The 18,496-nt window shown below is 59.9% G+C and carries 17 protein-coding genes; 6 read left to right on the top strand and 11 right to left on the bottom strand.

The genetic code is table 11. From position 1 onward, the window contains the following. Position 1 precedes the first annotated feature (1 nt). Genes ACIQV9_RS08170 through folE2 form a run of 5 tightly spaced genes read right to left on the bottom strand, consistent with a single transcriptional unit; the run spans position 2 to position 3,873 of the window. The gene (locus tag ACIQV9_RS08170) at positions 2–562 is read right to left on the bottom strand and encodes a carbonate dehydratase (protein WP_403099958.1); all 561 of its coding nucleotides are present in this window, start codon (positions 560–562) and stop codon (positions 2–4) included. Continuing rightward, positions 559–1,434: a metal ABC transporter substrate-binding protein gene (locus ACIQV9_RS08165; protein ID WP_403099956.1), complete on the bottom strand. Its 876-nt coding sequence runs from the start codon at positions 1,432–1,434 to the stop codon at positions 559–561. The genes ACIQV9_RS08170 and ACIQV9_RS08165 overlap by 4 nt, the downstream gene beginning before the upstream one ends. Positions 1,435–1,445: 11 nt before the next feature. Beyond that, positions 1,446–2,312: a metal ABC transporter permease gene (locus ACIQV9_RS08160; RefSeq protein WP_403099955.1), complete on the bottom strand. Its 867-nt coding sequence runs from the start codon at positions 2,310–2,312 to the stop codon at positions 1,446–1,448. Beyond that, positions 2,312–2,980 carry a metal ABC transporter ATP-binding protein gene (locus tag ACIQV9_RS08155; protein WP_403099953.1) on the bottom strand — a complete coding sequence of 223 codons (669 nt, stop codon included), beginning with the start codon at positions 2,978–2,980 and terminating at the stop codon, positions 2,312–2,314. Before ACIQV9_RS08155 ends, ACIQV9_RS08160 begins: the two co-directional genes overlap by 1 nt. Next, positions 2,977–3,873, bottom strand: coding sequence for a GTP cyclohydrolase FolE2 (gene folE2 / locus ACIQV9_RS08150; protein ID WP_403099951.1), 897 nt, complete (start codon positions 3,871–3,873; stop codon positions 2,977–2,979). Before folE2 ends, ACIQV9_RS08155 begins: the two co-directional genes overlap by 4 nt. Positions 3,874–4,122: 249 nt before the next feature. On the opposite strand from folE2, the gene zigA reads away from it, so the two are divergent. Together zigA and ACIQV9_RS08140 are read left to right on the top strand one after the other, a co-directional pair. Next, positions 4,123–5,331: a zinc metallochaperone GTPase ZigA gene (zigA, locus tag ACIQV9_RS08145; protein ID WP_403099950.1), complete on the top strand. Its 1,209-nt coding sequence runs from the start codon at positions 4,123–4,125 to the stop codon at positions 5,329–5,331. Beyond that, on the top strand, positions 5,331–5,981 hold the full coding sequence (locus ACIQV9_RS08140; RefSeq protein ID WP_403099948.1) for a DUF1826 domain-containing protein: 651 nt from the start codon (positions 5,331–5,333) through the stop codon (positions 5,979–5,981). Before zigA ends, ACIQV9_RS08140 begins: the two co-directional genes overlap by 1 nt. Here ACIQV9_RS08140 and ACIQV9_RS08135 read toward each other — a convergent pair. Next, a complete protein-coding gene (locus tag ACIQV9_RS08135) occupies positions 5,978–6,334 on the bottom strand; it encodes an NADH:ubiquinone oxidoreductase (RefSeq protein WP_403099947.1) in 357 nt (118 codons plus the stop codon). The genes ACIQV9_RS08140 and ACIQV9_RS08135 overlap by 4 nt on opposite strands. A gap of 27 nt (positions 6,335–6,361) precedes the next feature. Here ACIQV9_RS08135 and ACIQV9_RS08130 point away from each other — a divergent pair, with 27 nt between their 5' ends. Further along, the gene (locus ACIQV9_RS08130; protein WP_403099946.1) at positions 6,362–7,327 is read left to right on the top strand and encodes a CobW family GTP-binding protein; all 966 of its coding nucleotides are present in this window, start codon (positions 6,362–6,364) and stop codon (positions 7,325–7,327) included. Here ACIQV9_RS08130 and ACIQV9_RS08125 read toward each other — a convergent pair. Beyond that, positions 7,324–7,737, bottom strand: coding sequence for a DUF3301 domain-containing protein (locus tag ACIQV9_RS08125; protein ID WP_109626861.1), 414 nt, complete (start codon positions 7,735–7,737; stop codon positions 7,324–7,326). The two genes, ACIQV9_RS08130 and ACIQV9_RS08125, sit on opposite strands and share 4 nt — an antisense overlap. 120 nt (positions 7,738–7,857) lie before the next feature. On the opposite strand from ACIQV9_RS08125, the gene pdxY reads away from it, so the two are divergent. After that, on the top strand, positions 7,858–8,730 hold the full coding sequence (gene pdxY, locus ACIQV9_RS08120; protein WP_309674683.1) for a pyridoxal kinase PdxY: 873 nt from the start codon (positions 7,858–7,860) through the stop codon (positions 8,728–8,730). Positions 8,731–8,845: 115 nt separating this feature from the next. On the opposite strand, the gene ACIQV9_RS08115 is transcribed toward pdxY, so the two are convergent. Beyond that, on the bottom strand, positions 8,846–9,328 hold the full coding sequence (locus tag ACIQV9_RS08115; protein WP_219094686.1) for an acyl-CoA thioesterase: 483 nt from the start codon (positions 9,326–9,328) through the stop codon (positions 8,846–8,848). Between the two features lie 204 nt (positions 9,329–9,532). On the opposite strand from ACIQV9_RS08115, the gene ACIQV9_RS08110 reads away from it, so the two are divergent. Beyond that, positions 9,533–11,296, top strand: a complete 1,764-nt coding sequence (locus ACIQV9_RS08110; protein ID WP_403099944.1) for a cation:proton antiporter — start codon at positions 9,533–9,535, stop codon at positions 11,294–11,296. A gap of 21 nt (positions 11,297–11,317) precedes the next feature. Here ACIQV9_RS08110 and ACIQV9_RS08105 read toward each other — a convergent pair whose 3' ends face one another. From ACIQV9_RS08105 to uvrD, 3 genes are all read right to left on the bottom strand, one after another. Next, a complete protein-coding gene (locus ACIQV9_RS08105) occupies positions 11,318–11,725 on the bottom strand; it encodes an SMI1/KNR4 family protein (protein ID WP_008156656.1) in 408 nt (135 codons plus the stop codon). 136 nt (positions 11,726–11,861) lie between these two features. Beyond that, the gene (locus ACIQV9_RS08100; protein ID WP_403099942.1) at positions 11,862–12,737 is read right to left on the bottom strand and encodes a Tim44 domain-containing protein; all 876 of its coding nucleotides are present in this window, start codon (positions 12,735–12,737) and stop codon (positions 11,862–11,864) included. Between the two features lie 311 nt (positions 12,738–13,048). After that, on the bottom strand, positions 13,049–15,232 hold the full coding sequence (gene uvrD, locus ACIQV9_RS08095) for a DNA helicase II (protein WP_056738578.1): 2,184 nt from the start codon (positions 15,230–15,232) through the stop codon (positions 13,049–13,051). A gap of 258 nt (positions 15,233–15,490) precedes the next feature. On the opposite strand from uvrD, the gene ACIQV9_RS08090 reads away from it, so the two are divergent. Continuing rightward, positions 15,491–18,364 (top strand): EAL domain-containing protein, encoded by a 2,874-nt coding sequence (locus tag ACIQV9_RS08090; protein WP_403099940.1) that lies wholly within the window; start codon positions 15,491–15,493, stop codon positions 18,362–18,364. The last annotated feature ends 132 nt before the right edge of the window (positions 18,365–18,496 follow it).

Raw genomic sequence — 18,496 nt, 5'->3', positions numbered from 1 at the left:
GTCAAAACTCGTTCTGCAGGGCTTTGTAGCCGCGCACCAGATCGACGTTGGTGCGCGCCACATCCTCGGAAAATTCCGAGGCGCTGACGCTCACCGGTGGGAACTGCGACAGGTCGGTGTTGGGGCCGATGCGGGTGGTGGAGGGCACGTAGAAGTCCTCGGGCAAGTCACGACCGTCGACCACCGAGTTGTGCCGCACCACGCAGCCATCGCCGACCGCACAGTTGAACAGCACGCTGTTGAAGCCGATGAACACCTGATCGCCAACCGTGCAAGGGCCATGAACGATGGAGCGGTGAGCGATCGAACTGAACTCGCCGATGGTCACCGCTGCGCCGGACTTGGAGTGAATCACCACGCCATCCTGAATGTTCGAATTGGCGCCGATGGTGATCGGCTCCATCTCGCCCGACGCATCGACTTCGTCGGCCCGAATGACTGCGTAGGGACCGACGAAGACGTTTTCGCCGATCACCACTTTGCCGCAGATGATTGCAGTTTTATCCACGTAGGCAGACTCCGCAATCAGTGGCAAATCGCCTGAGGGGTTCTTGCGGATCATGGCTTGCTCAATGCGTCGTAGAGGGTGTTGAGGTTGTATTCGAACAGTCCGGTGAAGGTACTCGCCTGACCAGTCGCGGCGAGCGCATCGGAGTACAGCGTGCCACCGATGTGCGCGCCGCTTTCATCGGCAATCTGCTTGAGGAGACGGGCATCCTTGATGTTTTCCATGAACACTGCTTTGACCTTGGCCTGGCGAATCTGGGTGATCAATGCGGCGACCTCGGCGGCCGATGGCTCTCGCTCGGTGGACAGGCCTTGCGGTGCCATGAAGTCGATGCCGTAGGCCTGGCCCAGATAACCGAACGCATCGTGAGAGGTGACGATCTTGCGATTGCCCGGTGGCAGCGAACCGAGCTTGGCCTTGGCTTCGGCGAGCAGTGCGTAGATCTGTTTCAGGTAGGCCTGGCTGTTGCGTTCGTAGTCGGCTTTGTTTGCCGGGTCGGCGGCGATCAGCGCCTTGGTGATGTTGCTGATGTACAGCTCGGAGTTGGCCAGGTTGTGCCAGGCGTGAGGGTCGGGCACGGTCTCGCCGTCTTCATTGAGGGAGCGCGGGATGACGCCATGGCTCGCGCTGATGACCTGGGCTTTGGTCTCGGTACTGGTCACCAGACGGTCCAGCCAGGGTTCGAAACCCAGACCGTTTTTGATGATGAGTCTGGCCTTGAGCAAGGCTTTGGCATCGTCCGGGGTTGGCTCGTAGGTGTGGGCATCGGCGTCGGGCCCGACCATGTTTGTGATCTGGATATGGTCGCCACCGACCTGATGGGTCATGTCGGCGAGGATGCTGAAACTGGTGACCACCTGAAGTTTTTCCGCAGCAGACAGCGACATCGACAGCATCAGACTGAACAGCACGAGTAAAGCGCGCATCGGAAAGCACCTCATTGGGATGTGAGCAAAGGCGGGCGGCGCAGTAAGCCATGCACCGGCCCGAATACCACGGACAGCATGTACAAACCGCCAGCCACCAGCACGATCGCCGGGCCGCTGGGCAGCGAGTAGTAGAACGACAGCAATAAGCCGAGCCACACCGATAGGCAGCCGAGTAGGGCTGCAATGGCAATCAGCACGGGCAAACGGCGACTCCAGAAGCGCGACGCGGCGGCCGGCAACATCATCAACCCGACCACCATCAACGCACCGATGGCCTGGAAGCCGATCACCAGGTTCAGCACCACCAGGGTCAGAAATACGCCGTGGGCCAGCGGACCAAGACGGCTGACGGTTTGCAGAAAAAGCGGATCGAGGGTATCCAGCAGCAACGGCTTGTAGATGAGTGCCATGGCGATCAGGCTGAACCCGGAGACCCACAGCATGCCGGTCAGCGTCGGCCCATCGACCGCCAGTGCCGAGCCGAACAGCAGGTGAAGCAGGTCCAGGCGTTTGCCGGCGATGCCGAGGATCAGCACGCCGCTGGCAAGAGAAATCGGATAGATCGCGGCGAGGCTCGCGTCTTCGCGTAACCCCGTCCTGCGGGTGATCCAGGCCGCGAGTCCGGCCATGCTCAGACCGGCGCCGAGGCCACCGAGAGTCAGTGCCGGCAGACTCAAACCGGCGAACCAGAAACCCAGCGCGGCACCCGGCAGGATGCCGTGAGCCACTGCGTCGCCGATCAGGCTCATCCGGCGAAGGATCAGAAATACGCCCAGCGGTGCCGTACTGCAGGCCAGAACCAATCCGCCAAGCAGCGCCCGGCGCATGAATACGAACTCGAGGAAGGGTTGCCAAAGATGAGCGGCCGCGAGCATCAGTCCACCTTCGTTTGCGGCTGTTGGCGGATCAATTCGGTACTGGGCCCTAGAACGCAGCCGCTGCTTTTGATCAGCAAGCTCTGAGGAATGTGTTGGCGAACCGCGGCCAGGTCATGGCACACGATCAGCAGGGTTCGACCTTCGGCGTGCCAGGCGTGGAGGTGTTTCCAGAGCAGCGATTGGCCCAACTCGTCGAGCGCGGCGTGGGGTTCGTCGAGCAACAGCAACGGCGCTTCGGTGAGACTCAAGCGGGCGAGCAGGGCGCGCTGTAACTCTCCGCCGGAGAGGGCCATCAACGGGCGCCGTTCCAAACCGCTCAGACACCAATCTTCCAGCACGGCTTTGAGGCGTTGGCGGCGTACCTCTGGCGATTGTTTGCTGCCCCAGAAACCGGCAGCCACCAACTCCTCCAGGCTGATAGGGAACTGCCGGTCGAGGTGTTGTTGTTGGGGAAGAAAAGAAAGCGAGCTCTTGCGTGGAACATCAAGGCTGACTTTTCCGGCCAGGGGTTTTTGCAGCCCAGCGATGACTTTCAGCAGACTGCTTTTACCTGAGCCATTAGCGCCGATCACGGCCGTCAGACTGCCTTTGGGCAACTCGAAATCCACGGGCGGTGTGAGCGGTTGACCGGGGGCACCCCAGCGCAAAGCTTGTAAGCGGATCATGAAGCTTCCCAATTCCACCGGCTTTCTGCGACAGCATCGTGGGCATGAAGGCTTTCGGCGTGAACGACGCGTATGTGGAACGCGTTGATACCGGGGGAGCGTTTCAGGGCCAGATTCAAGCGGCGAGCGGCGTCCTCGCAGAACATCAGATTCTGACCATTGGCCAGGGCGAAGGCTTGTTCATCAGCGCGTTTTACGGCGGTTTGCACAGCGGTTCCGAGAGCGGCTTCGGCGTCGTTAATGAGTGCAATCAGCGGCAGATCATCCAGATAATCGTCCAGTCGCAACCGTAAACGTGCGTTGCTGCGTTGGCTGTGAGGTGTCGCCACGATGCCTTTTGTCGAGCCAAGCCACGCCAATACGTCGGCGTGTTGCAGTGACTTGTTGGCGAAGTCGTCGACGAATTGTTGCTGAATCAACTGCCGGGAGAGTGCGGCTGAACACGGGCAGGTTGAGGAATATGGAACGTCCATTTTTAGTTCCACGTGGAACATCGCGTTTTTCAACCGCGCTTCGATACTCACTGGATAGGTTTTCCAGCCGGCCAAAGGGCTGATGAGCGCGGGCCTTTTGAGCAGCAAATCAACGTTAATTTTCAAGTAGGCGGTGTTGGATAGTCCTTCATGACTGTCGAGAAAACGTTGTAAAACTCGCCGCAGCAGGGCGGGTGTCAGATTTTCCTGCTCAAGCATTTCCAGCGCCAAATACAGCCGCGACATATGAATACCGCGCGCTTCTCCATCATCAAGGCTCACACCTGCGTCAGCCTTTGCGCTTAGCCGTTGGCCATCGAACAAAACAGGAAGAGCGATGCCGCACATGCCCACCCATTCGAGTGGCAGGGCTTGGCGTGAAGCCTGCGCAGCGATATCCGGCAGAGTCAGCGCATTCATGAGCAGGTCCGTCGTGGAGTGGAGTTACATATGTTATGTTATTACATATGAATCGACCACGCCTTTTTCACGAGCGGCTTTCAACATGCACAGACGTCACTTGCTCAACTGATGCTGGCCAGCGTTGTCCATCGCCATCGTGCGCTTTGCCCGTTTTGGGCAAGAGAGGGCTGGCGTGGTTGAGTTGTTATACTATAACATTTGAATCAGCCCGGCCCTGCGATCGGGCATCTCTGTGAGGAATTCCTGATGCCCAATCGTCTCCCCGTGACCGTCCTGTCGGGCTTTCTCGGCGCCGGTAAAAGCACGCTGCTCAACTACGTGTTGCGTAACCGCGAGAACCTGCGAGTCGCCGTGATCGTCAACGATATGAGCGAGATCAACATCGATGGCAGCGAAGTCCAGCGCGATGTCAGCCTGAATCGCGCCGAAGAAAAACTCGTGGAGATGAGCAATGGCTGCATTTGCTGCACGTTGCGTGAAGACTTGCTCGAAGAAGTCAGCAAACTCGCCAGGGATGGGCGTTTCGATTACTTGTTGATCGAATCCACCGGCATCTCCGAGCCATTGCCCGTGGCCGAGACCTTCACTTTTCGTGATGAAAAGGGGCAGAGCCTGGCCGACATCGCGCGGCTCGACACTATGGTCACGGTGGTCGACGGCATGAACTTCCTGCTCGACTATCAGGCGGCCGAAAGCCTCGCTTCCCGCGGTGAAACGCTGGGCGAGGACGACGAGCGCTCGATCACCGACCTGTTGATCGAGCAAATCGAATTTGCCGACGTGATCCTCATCAGCAAGATCGATTTGATCAGCCGCTACGAACGCGAGGAGCTGATCGCGATCCTCGAACGCCTCAACGCTCAGGCGCACATCATCCCGATGGTCATGGGTGAAGTCCCCCTGAAGGAAATCCTCAATACCGGGCGTTTCGACTTTGAAAAGGCTGCTCAAGCGCCAGGCTGGCTGCAGGAGTTACGCGGCGAACACGTGCCGGAAACCGAGGAATACGGCATCGCCTCGACGGCCTACCGAGCCCGCCGACCGTTTCATCCGCAACGTTTTTTCAGCTTCATTGATCGACCGTGGGTGAACGGTAAACTGCTGCGCTCCAAAGGCTTTTTCTGGCTGGCCAGCAAGCACACGGACGCGGGTAGCTGGTCCCAGGCCGGTGGCTTGATGCGCCATGGTTTCGCCGGGCGCTGGTGGCGTTTCGTGCCGAAAACCCAGTGGCCCCAGGACCAAGAAAGCACGGCTGGGATCATGGAAAACTGGACCGCCGCCACCGGCGATTGCCGCCAGGAACTGGTGTTCATCGGTCAGAACATCGACTTCGCGCAACTCACCGCCGAACTAGACAGTTGCCTGCTGAGCGATGATGAAATGGCGTTGGGTGTCGAAGGCTGGCGCTTGCTGTCCGATCCGTTCGGCCCTTGGCACGAAGAGGTGACCGCCTGATGTTGGCGCCCAGCCTGAAGCCGAGGCCGATCGTTCATCAGGTTCAAGGCGAAACGCCGCAAACCTTGACTCGAATTCTAGAAGACGGCGTAAACCTCGCCGTCTGGCAGCGCCAGCTCCCGGCGCACATTGATGATTTTGGGTACTTGCTGCTGTCCCGGAACGAACCGCTGGCCGAGTCGCTGGTTCTGGAATTGTCCAGCGATGACGCCGAACCCAATCTGCATGGGCTGGCCTCAGGATTCAGCGATCTCGAAGGTTATGCTGGTTTCATTGCCGACGTGTCCTGGCTGGTCAGCGCATTCGCCTGTCTGTTGGGCGCCAAGCGCATCGGCCTGCGTGTGCGCGTTCTGGACAAGGCCATGTGCCCACGCTTTCACGTCGATCATGTGCCGGTGCGGTTGATCACGACGTATTCCGGAGTTGGTAGTCAGTGGCTGAAAGAAGGGGTGATAGATCGCCGGCAATTGGGCAAGCCTGAGGCCGAACCCACAGAAGATTCGCTGATTGAGCAAATCGCCAGCGGCGAAGTGGCACTGCTCAAAGGCGAGAAATGGCACGGCAACGAAGGTTTCGGCCTGATCCACCGTTCGCCGCAACTCGCGCCGGGCGAACGCCGTTTGATTTTGACCCTGGATTGGCTGGCTTAGGGCTTGAGCCAGTTGCCCTGGCTCTGGCCTTCGCAAAACGGCTTCAGATACGCCGCATCGGTGGCCACGCCGTAATAGTGAATATCCTGGCGGTAAGGCATATTGGCGACTTGGGCGTTGCTGCACACGCCGAACGCGCCGGTGGGGCATTGGTCGACGTACTGCACCTCGACTTTCTGCCCGGGAAGGTTCGGTTGGCAGAATCCGTCGGCGAAGAGCTTTTCCGGGATGTTGCGGTTCTGCTGGCAGACTTTCACGTCAAGTCTCTCGGCCGTGCTATGTACCACGCATGCCTGGGCCAGCGCCTCGCCGGAACACAGCACCAAGAACAACGAAAATCCCATCAACCGCATCCATTACCTCCTCAGAAAACATCGACCATGTTGCAGAACATTCCCACTCACGTCATTGCCGGCCCGCTGGGCGCCGGCAAGACCAGCCTGATCAAGAACCTGCTGATACAGCGACCGATCGGTGAGCGCTGGGCGGTGCTGATCAACGAGTTCGGCCAGATCGGCCTCGATGCAGCGCTACTGACCCAGGACGCCGATGGTATCGCACTGGGGGAAGTGGCCGGGGGCTGTTTGTGTTGCGTGAACGGTGCGCCGTTTCAGATCGGCCTCGGGCGGTTGCTGCGCAAGGCGCGGCCGGATCGGCTGTTCATCGAGCCTTCAGGGCTGGGCCACCCGGCGCAGTTGCTCAAGCAATTGAGTGAAGCACCGTGGCAAGGCGTACTGGCGGTACAACCTTGTGTACTGGTTTTGGATGCCCAGGCGCTCGCTGTCGGCAAACCATTGCCCGAGGCGCAACAGGAGGCGTTGAGCAATGCTGGTTTGTTGTTGCTGAACAAGGCGGAAGGTCTCGACGTCAATGATCGCCAGCAAATCGCCGCGCAACTGCCTGCTCGTCCTTTGTACTGGACGCAGCAAGCGCGCCTGCCGTTGCGCGAATTACCGGGCCTCGGCGCTCAGGCGGTGGCGGGTGTGGATAACTTCATCGTGCCCAAGGGATTGGCGCAGATGCCGGCCATCTGGACCGATCCTGCGCTGCCGATTTGCTTGAGTCAGGCGCAAGAGGGCGGTTGGAGCATCGGCTGGCGCTGGCATCCGACTCAGACTTTCGATGTGGCGCGCGTTGGCCAGTGGCTTGAAAGCATTGTCTGGCGGCGGGCGAAGCTGGTTATCCACAGCCTCGATGGCTGGGTTTCGGTGAATGCGCTGGATAACTCGCCATTGGAATGGCAGCCCAGTGAATGGCGCCAGGATTCGCGGATCGAACTGATTTTCGGTGAGCCACAGGATGTGGATTCACTGCAAAAAGCGTTGGCCGACTGTCGGACGGGTTAAGGACGCCACTTGGTGTGTTCTTGCCGCCATTGGCTCAGCTCGATCACTTCTGCGCGAGGTTTCACCACGTCGACCACCGCAGGCGTGTCGTCAAACGGCATCGGATAGGGCGCCAGTTCGATCTGCGCGCTGTGGGCGCCGAACTGGGTGATGGTGCCGTTGTGACGGGTTTCGCCGGTCACGGTGAACTCGAAGTTATACACACGGGCCAGGCGCCGCCGGTCGTTGGCGTCTTTGATAAACGCGATCTTTTTTAACGCCACGTTGCCGTCCAGCAGCTCGATCCCGAGCTTGGTGCAATGCAGTTTGACCCGTTCCAGCGCGCGCTCGCGCAGCCCGTGGTTGTGCCACAGCCAAGCGCCGCCGGTGGCGAGCAGCATCAACACGAAGATATTTCCGAGGGTCAGCATCAACAAGTTGCTCCAACAAGATAGTGCCAGCTTAACTGCGTCGCCGGTCTGTCGTACAGGCCGTGTTTCGTCGCATACTGCGCGGCTCGAATTTCAATCGTTTGACGGAAAACACACCGCATGAAACGCACGCCCCATCTGCTCGCCATCCAGTCCCATGTGGTGTTCGGTCACGCTGGCAACAGCGCCGCGGTTTTCCCGATGCAGCGGGTCGGGGTGAACGTCTGGCCGCTCAACACCGTGCAGTTCTCCAACCACACGCAATACGGCCAGTGGGCCGGTGAAGTGCTGGCTCCGCACCAGATCCCCGATCTGGTTGAAGGGATCGCGGCGATTGGCGAGCTGGGCAATTGCGATGCGGTGCTGTCCGGTTACCTCGGCAGTGCGGCGCAGGGCCGGGCGATCCTGACGGGCGTGGCGCGGATCAAGTCGATGAACCCCAAGGCGCTGTATTTGTGCGACCCGGTGATGGGGCATCCGGAGAAGGGCTGCAGTGTGCCGGCGGAAGTTAGCGATTTCCTGCTGGAGGAGGCAGCTGCCGTGGCGGACTTCATGTGCCCGAACCAGCTGGAGCTGGACAGCTTTTCGGGGCGCAAGCCGCAATCGTTGTTCGATTGCCTGGCCATGGCGCGAGCGCTGCTGGCGCGTGGTCCGAAGGCTGTGCTGGTCAAGCATCTGGACTATCCCGGTAAACCGGCGGATGTTTTCGAGATGTTGCTGGTGACAGCCGAAGGCAGCTGGCATTTGCGCCGTCCGCTGCTGGCGTTCCCGCGTCAACCGGTGGGCGTCGGCGACCTGACCTCCGGACTGTTTCTGGCTCGCGTACTGTTGGGCGATAGCCTGGTGGCGGCTTTCGAATTCGCCGCGTCGGCGGTGCATGAAGTGCTGCTGGAAACCCAGGCTTGCTCCAGCTATGAGCTGGAACTGGTGCGGGCTCAGGACCGGATAGCCCATCCACGGGTGCGGTTCGAGGCGACGGCGATCAGCCTTTAAAAGCTTCGCGGGCAAGCCTCGCTCCTACAGGCCCGAGTTGTTCACATAATGTGTGATCAAACCCAACCTGTAGGAGCGAGGCTTGCCCGCGAAAGCAATCTAAAGCACGAACACGTCAGGCATCGCCCTTGATTTCCTGATAGCGCTTTTCCAGTTCTTGACGAATCTGCCGACGTTGCTGGGCCTGGATGAAGCGGCGCTTGTCTTCGCTGTTCTGCGGTTGCAGCGGCGGGACGGCAGCCGGTTTGCGGTCATCATCCACCGCGACCATGGTGAAAAAGCAGCTGTTGGTATGGCGCACCGAGCGCTCGCGGATGTTTTCGGTCACCACCTTGATGCCCACCTCCATGGAGGTGTTGCCGGTGTAGTTGACCGAGGCCAGGAAGGTCACCAGTTCGCCGACATGAATCGGCTCGCGGAAAATCACCTGGTCCACCGACAGGGTCACCACGTAGCGGCCGGCGTAACGGCTGGCGCAGGCGTAGGCCACTTCGTCGAGGTATTTGAGCAGGGTACCGCCGTGAACATTGCCAGAGAAGTTGGCCATGTCGGGGGTCATTAATACCGTCATCGACAGCTGGGCGTTTCCGGGTTCCATAGCGTTCTCACGGGTCAAGGCAGAATGTCGGAGGGGCGGCACCTCTGCGGGCGCCTGGTCGGTTTTTTCCAAACCACAGTTATCGGGACGCCGGGCGGGTGGTCGCCGTCACGCCGGATCGATCTGTTTCCATATATTGCACTGCCTTTCTGGCGGAAGTCGCGGTGTTAACCTCCGAAAGTCCACCCTAAGGAGCCCCACACCATGCATGCCATCAGTTTTATTCAGGACCTGGCAGTGATCATGTTGGTCGCAGGTGTGGTGACCGTGCTTTTTCACCGCTTCAAACAGCCGGTGGTGCTGGGTTATATCGTCGCCGGCTTCATCATCGGCCCGCACACACCGCCATTCGCCCTGATTCACGACGAAGAAGCCATCAAGACGCTCGCTGAGCTCGGGGTGATTTTCCTGATGTTCTGCCTGGGGCTGGAGTTCAGCCTGCGCAAGCTGTTCAAGGTCGGTGCCACGGCATTCATCGCGGCGTTCCTGGAAATCGTGCTGATGATCTGGATCGGCTACGAAATCGGCCAATGGTTCGACTGGAACACCATGGATTCGTTGTTCCTCGGCGCGATCCTGGCGATTTCCTCGACCACCATCATCGTCAAGGCGCTCAACGACCTGAAGATGAAGAACGAGCGCTTTGCCCAACTGATCTTCGGTGTGCTGATCGTCGAGGACATCCTCGGCATCGGCATCATTGCCTTGCTGTCGAGCATCGCGGTCAGTGGCACGGTCAGTTCCGGCGAAGTGTTTTCCACGGTGGGCAAGCTCTCGCTGTTCATGATCGTGGCACTGGTCATTGGCATCTTGCTGGTGCCGCGATTACTGGCCTACGTGGCGAAGTTCGAAAGCAACGAAATGCTGCTGATCACCGTGCTGGGCCTGTGTTTCGGCTTTTGCCTGCTGGTGGTCAAGCTCGAATACAGCATGGTCCTGGGTGCGTTCCTGATTGGGGCGATCATGGCCGAGTCGCGGCAGCTGCTGAAGATCGAGCGCTTGATCGAGCCAGTTCGCGACCTGTTCAGTGCAATCTTCTTCGTGGCCATCGGGCTGATGCTCGATCCGATGATCCTGTTGCAATACGCCTGGCCGATCGCGGTGATCACCGTGGCCGTGGTGCTCGGCAAAATGCTTTCCTGCGGTCTCGGGGCTTTTATTGCCGGCAATGACGGACGTACCTCACTGCGCGTGGGGATGGGACTTTCGCAGATCGGCGAATTTTCCTTCATCATCGCAGCGCTGGGTATGACGCTGCAGGTCACCAGCAACTTCCTCTACCCGGTCGCCGTGGCAGTCTCGGTGATTACCACTTTGCTGACACCCTATCTGATCCGCGCGGCTGATCCGTTGTCGATCAAGCTTGCCGCAGTGATGCCGCAGCGAATGGGACGAGTGTTGGGGATGTACGGCGAGTGGCTGCGCAGCATCCAGCCTCAGGGTGAGGGCGCGTTGCTGGCGTCTATGATCCGGCGGATTTTGTTGCAGGTCGGGGTCAATCTGGCGCTGGTGATTGCGATCTTTTTTTCCGGTGCGTATTTCGCCGAACGCATGTCCGTTTACCTGCAAGACTGGATCAGCGTTCCGAGCTGGCAGAAAGCGTTGATCTGGGGTGGGGCGTTGCTGTTGTCGCTGCCGTTCCTGATCGCCGCCTATCGCAAGCTCAAGGCGCTGTCGATGCTGTTGGCGGAGATGGGTGTGAAGCCGGAGATGGCGGGGCGCCACACGCAGCGAGTGCGCCGGGTGATCGCCGAAGTGATCCCGATCCTCTCGCTGCTGGTGATCTTCCTGCTGCTGGCAGCCTTGTCGGCCAGTATTTTGCCGACCAACAAGTTGCTGGTACTGATCGTCGTGGTCGCCGCCACGGTGGCGGCGCTGCTCTGGCGCTGGTTTATCCGCGTGCACACGCGGATGCAGGTGGCCTTGCTCGAAACGCTGGACAACCACAAGGAATCGTCCGGGCATTGACCACACGGCGGGTCAGACGGCTCAGCTTTCCAGCCAGACGTCCCGCGCCCAGTGCCACACCGATTCCCAGGTTTCTTCGGCAATCAGTTCTTCTTCGGCCAACCACAGCACCACGGTGCCGTCTTCTTCGACCAAGTAGTAGTTGTCGCCGTCCTGGCAGATCGGGATCATGCTGCGGTCGACGCCAGCGTCCCAGGCGTTGGCCGCTACGTCCGGCAGGTAGGTGTGGGATTGCGGGTCGGTGACGGTCACCGGCTCCAGGCTGCCGTAGACGACGTCGCTGACGGTCAGCAAAAACTCTCTGAAGACAAAGGGAATGTCGATGAACAGTTGTTCCTCGATTTCCACCAGTTGGTCTTCGTCAGGCAACTCCAAGGGGACCGGTACCGGTTCGTTGGCTTCACGCAGTTGTTCGATGATTTCTTCCACGTCCGGGATCCTCTTGCTTGATGGCGCGGTTTAGTTGGGGCGGTTTATACAGTAGCTCGCTATAGATGCAACTGCGAAATAGAAAACCCCGGCCGAGGCCGGGGTTTTCATTACAGCATGCGTAACGCAGAGGGGATCAGCCGTTCTGGCGGATACCGGCCACCAGCCAAGGCTGGTTTTCGCCCTGCGGACGTTCCATGTTCCAGCTTTCGCTGAACACTTCGCCCTGGTCGAAACGCGAAGTCTTCGACACGCCGGTGAAGGTCAGGGTGGCGATGGTCTTGTCCGCACGATCATCCACGCCGTCCAGTTGAACATTGAGGTTATCAATGTAGGTCGACTGGAAACCTTCGCCCAGATCGGCACGTTCGCGCTTGAGGAACTCCAGCAATTGCGGGGTCACGAACTCGGCGATCTTGTCCATTTCGTTGGCGTCCCAGTGTTGCTGCAGGGACTGGAAGTGGTTACGGGCCGCTTCAATGAAGTTTTGTTCATTGAACCAGGCTGGCGCGTTGATTACCGGACGAGCGGCAACAGGTGCCGCCGAGCCGCCGAAGATCGAACCCATGCCGGCTGGCTTCTGTTCGAACACTTCACGCTGCATCGGCGCGCCCGCTGGAGCCAGGTGCTCCTGCTGCTTGCGGCGACGAGCGGCGATGAAGCGGAAGACCAGGAACGCGATGACCGCCATGATCAGGATGTCGAAGATCTGCATGCCCTGGAAGCCGTCGCCCATGAACATGGAGGCCAACAGGCCACCGGCCGCGATGCCGGCCAGAGGGCCGAGCCAGCGCGAAGCACCGCCGGCCTTGGCAGCAGCGCCCGCGGCACCGGCCGCACCCGCAGTGGCGGCAGCACCGCCCGCAGCAGAAGAAGGAGCCATTTGGCTGGTTTGGTGAGTCGGCGCAGCGCCGGAGCTCTTGCCACCACCAAAGCGCTTGGCGGCATTGGCGTCGAGGCTCATCGTCAGGCCGATGCACAACGCCATGGCGATGCTAAGAAAACGTTTCATAAAGGGAATTCCCATTTGTGGATGGCACTCGCGCCATGTTGCACAGCTGAAGTGTTACTGGCTAGCGGCAGAGTGTTTCGGGCTTTTGCTTGACAGGTTGCGTTCAGCTTCAGTCAGCGCAATAAGGCCTGTTAACTTTGGTCTGTAGGACGAGTAGATAAGTTCTGTAGGAATGCCCGCAGCGGGCGCAGCGCAGATAGATCGTTCCCACGCTCTGCGTGGTAACGCCGCCTTGGACGCTCTGCGTCCACTGTGACGCGGAGTGTCACGGGATGCATTCCCACGCAGAGCGTGGGAATGATCAGGCCGTACTAAATCGCTTCCAGCTTTGCGTAACCCAACATCAGCCACTTACTGCCTTCACTGAAGTTCACCTGCACCCGAGCCTGAGCCCCGGCACCTTCGAAGTTCAGGATCACACCGTCGCCAAACACCGAATGCCGTACGGCCTGGCCGAGGCTGAACCCGGTATCCGGGATCTCGCTACCGCCAAACAGGCTGCTGGAGCTCTGCTGCTGGCCACCGCCGAACGGACGGCTGACGCTGTTGGACAGCCGCACTTCCTGAATCAGACCCTTCGGCACTTCACGTACGAAACGCGACACCTTGTTGTAAGTCTCGCTGCCGTACAGGCGTCGGGTTTCAGCATAGGTCATCACCAGGTTCTGCATGGCCCGGGTGATACCGACGTAGGCCAAGCGGCGCTCCTCTTCAAGACGCCCCGGCTCTTCCAGGCTCATCTTGTGCGGGAACAGGCCTTCTTCCATGCCCACGAGGAACACGTAAGGGAATTCCAGGCCCTTGGCACTGTGCAAGGTCATCAACTGAATGCTGTCTTCGTGCTCGTCGGCCTGAGTATCTCCGGCCTCCAGTGACGCATGGCCGAGGAACGCCGCCAATGGCGTCAGGTCTTCGTCTTCTTCCGCGTTTTCGAAGTTGCGCGCGGCGCTGACCAGTTCCTCAAGGTTTTCTACCCGGGCCTGGCCTTTCTCGCCTTTTTCCGCTTCGTGGTAGGCAATCAGCCCCGACTGTTCGATAACCGTCTGCGTCATCAGGTGCAGCGGCATTTCCATGCACTTGGCGGCTAGGTTCTCGATCAGCTCGATAAACGCACCAAGTGCGCCAGCTGCGCGACCGGTCAAGCCTTTATTGGCGACCAGCAAGCGCATGGCTTCCCACATCGACACATCACTGTGGCGCGCATGGTCGCGAATCGCTTCAACGGTTTTCTCGCCGATGCCGCGGGCCGGAACGTTGATCACCCGCTCCAGCGCCGCATCGTTGCCACGACCTTCCAGTAAACGCAGGTACGCCATGGCGTTCTTGATTTCTGCCCGTTCGAAGAAACGCTGACCGCCGTAGATGCGGTACGGAATGCGCTCGCGCAGTAACGCTTCTTCCAAAACGCGCGATTGGGCGTTGGAGCGGTACAAAATCGCGATATCACTACGGGCCAAGCCGGTTTTCAGCGCACTTTCGATGGTTTCCACGACGTAACGCGCTTCGTCGTGCTCGTTGAACGCGGCGTACAGGTTGATCGCTTCGCCTTCACCGCCATCGGTCCACAGTTCTTTGCCCATGCGCCCGGTATTGTTGGCGATCAGGGCGTTTGCCGCCTTGAGAATCCCGGCGGTGGAGCGGTAGTTCTGCTCCAGACGAATGGTCTCGGCATCCGGGAAATCGTCGGAGTACTGATAAATGTTTTCGATTTTCGCGCCACGCCAGCCGTAGATCGACTGATCGTCGTCGCCGACCACCATCAGGCTGTCGCCGCCCTTGGCCAGCAGACGCAACCAGGCGTACTGCACGGCGTTGGTGTCTTGGAACTCGTCCACCAGAATGTGGCGGAAGCGCTTTTGGTAATGGGCCAACAGACCCGGGTGATCGCGCCACAGGTCCAGGGCGCGCAGCAGCAACTCGGAGAAATCGATAACGCCGGCGCGCAAGCAAGCGGCCTCGTAGGCCTCATAAATGCTGCGCATGGTCGCCAGGAACAGGTCGCCGCTGGCTTGAATGTGCTGTGGACGCAGACCTTCGTCTTTCTGCCCATTGATAAACCACTGGGCCTGACGGGCCGGCCAGCGTTGTTCATCCAGTCCCAGCTCGCGGATCACCCGCTTGACCAGCCGCTGCTGGTCGTCGCTGTCGAGTATCTGGAAAGTCTGGCTCAGGCCGGCTTCCTGCCAGTGCGCCCGCAGCAAGCGGTGCGCCAGGCCGTGGAAGGTGCCGACCCACATGCCGGCCGGGTTGATGCCCATCAGCTGCTCGATGCGATGACGCATCTCGGCAGCGGCCTTATTGGTGAAGGTCACCGACAGGATCGAGTGGGGCGAGGCGTTCTCGACCTGGATCAACCAGGCGATACGGTGCACCAGCACTCGGGTTTTACCGGAACCAGCACCGGCCAGGACCAACTGACGACCCACGCGGGCAGCTACGGCCTGGCGTTGGGCATCGTTGAGGGAGTTCAGCAGAAGGGAGAGATCATCGCGCATCGGGGCATTCTAGGGTGCGCCGTCACACCGGGCAAACCGAGCTTTGCATTAGCCGATGAAAGAAGCACGGATGACGACCGGTCAGTCACTGGCTGCAAGCGTTGACGGGGCTCGCTCCAAGGGTTTTCAGGGGGCGGCGGGGGGCTGAAATTTTGTCGATTTTATGATCCGGGGCAGTTTGGTAAGGGCATTGGCTTGTGTATGCTCCGTCCACGTTTCGGGCTCATGCTCATCATTATAAGAACAAGAACATTGCCTATGACCCTCAGCTCTGACCTGTCGGGCCCTTCTGTGGAGCCCCGGGTTATCCGCAAACAGTACGCCATGGAAATGGCGGTCGAACGTACGCGCCTGCTCTACCAGGGTTCGCTGCTGCCTACGCTGTTCATGCTGATCAACGGTCTGGTCTGTGCCGGATTGCTCTGGAGTCCGCAGCGCTACTTTCTCGTCAGTGTCTGGCTGATCTGGCTTTTATCGCTGGTGGCCTTGCGGGTGATTCAAGTCGCGGCGTTCGATTCGGCCATTCCCAATCGCCAGGCCCATCCGGTCTGGCGTCGCATGTTCCTGCTGGGCTCTGCCATGACAGGCCTGACCCTGGCCGGTGCCGGCATCGCCCTGGTCCCCGCTGACAATTTCATGCAACAAGCCTGGGTGTTCGGCCTGATCGGCGCCGCCGCCCTGTCGGCCAGCGTCGCCTACGCGGTCAGCCTTCCGGCGTTCCTGTCCTTTACCTTGCCCTGCCTGTTGCCGGCCATCGCCTATCTATTCTGGGGTGGAGATGAACAAGGCCAGGGTTGGGGCTGGTTCGGGCTGATTTTATTGGGCGCGTTGAGCGTGGTGGCCTGGCAGGTCAATCGGTTGATCGACAGCGGCTTGCTGCGGCGCTTTCAGAATCAGGCCCTGATCGAACACTTGCAGCAGGCGCAGAGCTGCGGCGACCAGCTCAATCACGAATTGGCCAAAGAGATTGATCATCGCCGGTGCGCCGAAGACAAATTGCGTGAAGCCCAGGTCGAGCTGGAAAACCGTGTCGCCCAGCGCAGCCTTGAACTGGATGCGGCCAACCAGGCCCTGAGCAAGAGCGAAGCGCGGCTGGCGCTGGCGTTGAAGGCCAGTGAACTCGGGTTGTGGGACTGGAACCTGCAAACCGACGAGGTCCATCACACCCAGCTTCAAGAGTTATTCGGCCTGGAGCCGGAATTCGTCACCGCGATGCTCAGCCACCTCAAGCCGCGCCTGCACCCCGAAGACTTGCCGTCGCTGCGCCGTGCCCTGGTCGAGCATTTGAAAGGCCGCAGCGAGGATTACCAGATCGAATACCGCGTGCGGCATGGCGACGGCCACTGGGTCTGGATCGAGGACCGTGGACGAGCGGTCGAGCGCAGCGAAAATGGTCGGGTGATCCGCATGGTCGGCACCCGCCGCGACATCAGCGCGAACAAGGGGCAGGAAGAACAGCGCCAACTGGCGGCGACGGTGTTCGAGGCGGCCAGCGAAGGCATCGTGATTTTCGACCCCAATTACGCGCTGATCGCGGTCAATCAGGCTTTCAGCCGGGTTACCGGCTACGACATCGAAGACATGCTCGGGCGCAACGTCGTCGAGTTGCCGTGCAGCCGCGATGCGCGCAGGCACTACGGCGCGATTCATCAAGCGCTGGAACAGCACGGCACTTGGCAGGGCGAGCTGGTGGAAACCCGCAAGAACGGCGAGCTCTATCCACAGTGGCTGCAACTGAACGCTGTTCGGGATGCTCGGGGAAAGGTGAGCCATATTGTCGGCTTCTTCGCTGATCTGTCCGCTCGACGGGAATCTGAAGAGCGCATGCGCTATCTGACCCATTACGATGAACTCACTGGACTGGCCAACCGCTCGCTGTTCCGCGAACGGCTGCGCGAGGCTCATCAGCGGGTGCGTCAGGGCGGGCGTCGCAGCCTGGCACTGCTGCATATCAACCTGGATCGTTTCAAGCTGCTCAATGACAGCCTTGGCCATGAAGTCGCCGACCAGTTGCTGCAGAAAATGGCCCGGCGGCTGGTCAACGCATTGCCCGAGGCGGACACCATCGCGCGACTGTCCGGTGACGAATTTGCGGTGATCTTCGATGCCTACGGCAACCTGTCGAGCCTGGCGCGCGTGGCGACCCGATTGTCGACCAAACTGCGTTTGCCGATCACCGTCGATGGTCATGAACTGGTGGTCAGCGCCTCCATGGGCATCAGCATGCTGCCGGACACCGCCCGGGAAATTTCCGCGCTGGTCAGCCAGTCGAACATTGCCATGCAGCACGCCAAACACTTGGGCGGCAACAACTTCCAGTTCTACACCGAGAGCTTGCAGGCCAGCACCCTTGAGCGATTGCAGCTTGAGAATCAGCTGCGCAAAGCCGTCGAAGAAAAGCAGCTGCAAGTCTATTACCAACCCAAACTCTGCCTCGCCACCGGACGCCTGAACGCTGCCGAAGCCCTGGTGCGGTGGGATCATCCGACCATGGGGAGCGTACCGCCGGGGAGCTTTATCGGTCTGGCCGAGGAAACCGGGTTGATCAGTCCTATCGGCGAGTTCGTGTTGCGCCAAGCCTGTTGGCAAGCCTGCGAATGGCAACGGCAGGGGCTTGAGCCGATTCGCGTGTCGGTCAATTTGTCGGTGCATCAATTGCGCCAGGGCAAGTTGGTCAGCCTGGTGCGTCAGGTGCTGGAAGAAACCGGCCTGGCGCCGCACTACCTGGAACTCGAACTCACCGAAAGCCAGTTGCTGGACAGCGTCGAGCACATCATCGCGACGTTCCAGCAGCTGCGGGATTTGGGCGTGAAACTGGCAATTGACGACTTCGGCACGGGTTATTCCTCCCTGAGCTATCTCAAGCGCATTCCTGTGGATTACGTGAAGATCGATCAGGCGTTTATCCGCGGCCTGGGGCAGGGCAGCGAGGACGCGGCAATCACCCGGGCGATCATCGCCATGGCGCACGGCTTGTCGCTAAAAGTGGTGGCTGAAGGTGTGGAGCGCGCAGAGCAGCTGGAATTCTTGAAAGCCGAGCGCTGCGATGAAGTGCAGGGTTATCTGATCAGCCGGCCGGTCGAGGCCGATGACTTGGCTGCGCTTTTACAACGCGACACGAAACCCTTGTAGCATCTGCCGAGCAACGCGAGGCTGCGTTCGGCTGCGAAGCAGTCGTGAATGGGCGTTACGCGGTTCAACAGGAAAAATACGGTACTCCGGTTTACGACGGCTTAGCAGCCGAACGCAGCCTTCGCCAGCGGC

This window comes from Pseudomonas sp. NPDC099000 (assembly GCF_044759925.1).
Lineage (GTDB): Bacteria > Pseudomonadota > Gammaproteobacteria > Pseudomonadales > Pseudomonadaceae > Aquipseudomonas.
This window is presented reverse-complemented; position numbering and strand designations above follow the sequence as displayed.

Coding starts and splice junctions, on each gene's coding strand:
- ACIQV9_RS08140 (WP_403099948.1), top strand. CDS start 5,331: ATGTTGGCGCCCAGCCTGAAGCCGAGGCCGATCGTTCATCAGGTTCAA.
- uvrD (WP_056738578.1), bottom strand. CDS start 15,232: ATGCGCGATGATCTCTCCCTTCTGCTGAACTCCCTCAACGATGCCCAA.
- ACIQV9_RS08155 (WP_403099953.1), bottom strand. CDS start 2,980: ATGATCCGCTTACAAGCTTTGCGCTGGGGTGCCCCCGGTCAACCGCTC.
- folE2 (WP_403099951.1), bottom strand. CDS start 3,873: ATGAATGCGCTGACTCTGCCGGATATCGCTGCGCAGGCTTCACGCCAA.
- ACIQV9_RS08160 (WP_403099955.1), bottom strand. CDS start 2,312: ATGCTCGCGGCCGCTCATCTTTGGCAACCCTTCCTCGAGTTCGTATTC.
- ACIQV9_RS08170 (WP_403099958.1), bottom strand. CDS start 562: ATGATCCGCAAGAACCCCTCAGGCGATTTGCCACTGATTGCGGAGTCT.
- ACIQV9_RS08115 (WP_219094686.1), bottom strand. CDS start 9,328: ATGGAACCCGGAAACGCCCAGCTGTCGATGACGGTATTAATGACCCCC.
- ACIQV9_RS08125 (WP_109626861.1), bottom strand. CDS start 7,737: ATGCTGACCCTCGGAAATATCTTCGTGTTGATGCTGCTCGCCACCGGC.
- ACIQV9_RS08165 (WP_403099956.1), bottom strand. CDS start 1,434: ATGCGCGCTTTACTCGTGCTGTTCAGTCTGATGCTGTCGATGTCGCTG.
- ACIQV9_RS08090 (WP_403099940.1), top strand. CDS start 15,491: ATGACCCTCAGCTCTGACCTGTCGGGCCCTTCTGTGGAGCCCCGGGTT.
- ACIQV9_RS08100 (WP_403099942.1), bottom strand. CDS start 12,737: ATGAAACGTTTTCTTAGCATCGCCATGGCGTTGTGCATCGGCCTGACG.
- zigA (WP_403099950.1), top strand. CDS start 4,123: ATGCCCAATCGTCTCCCCGTGACCGTCCTGTCGGGCTTTCTCGGCGCC.
- ACIQV9_RS08110 (WP_403099944.1), top strand. CDS start 9,533: ATGCATGCCATCAGTTTTATTCAGGACCTGGCAGTGATCATGTTGGTC.
- pdxY (WP_309674683.1), top strand. CDS start 7,858: ATGAAACGCACGCCCCATCTGCTCGCCATCCAGTCCCATGTGGTGTTC.
- ACIQV9_RS08135 (WP_403099947.1), bottom strand. CDS start 6,334: ATGCGGTTGATGGGATTTTCGTTGTTCTTGGTGCTGTGTTCCGGCGAG.
- ACIQV9_RS08130 (WP_403099946.1), top strand. CDS start 6,362: ATGTTGCAGAACATTCCCACTCACGTCATTGCCGGCCCGCTGGGCGCC.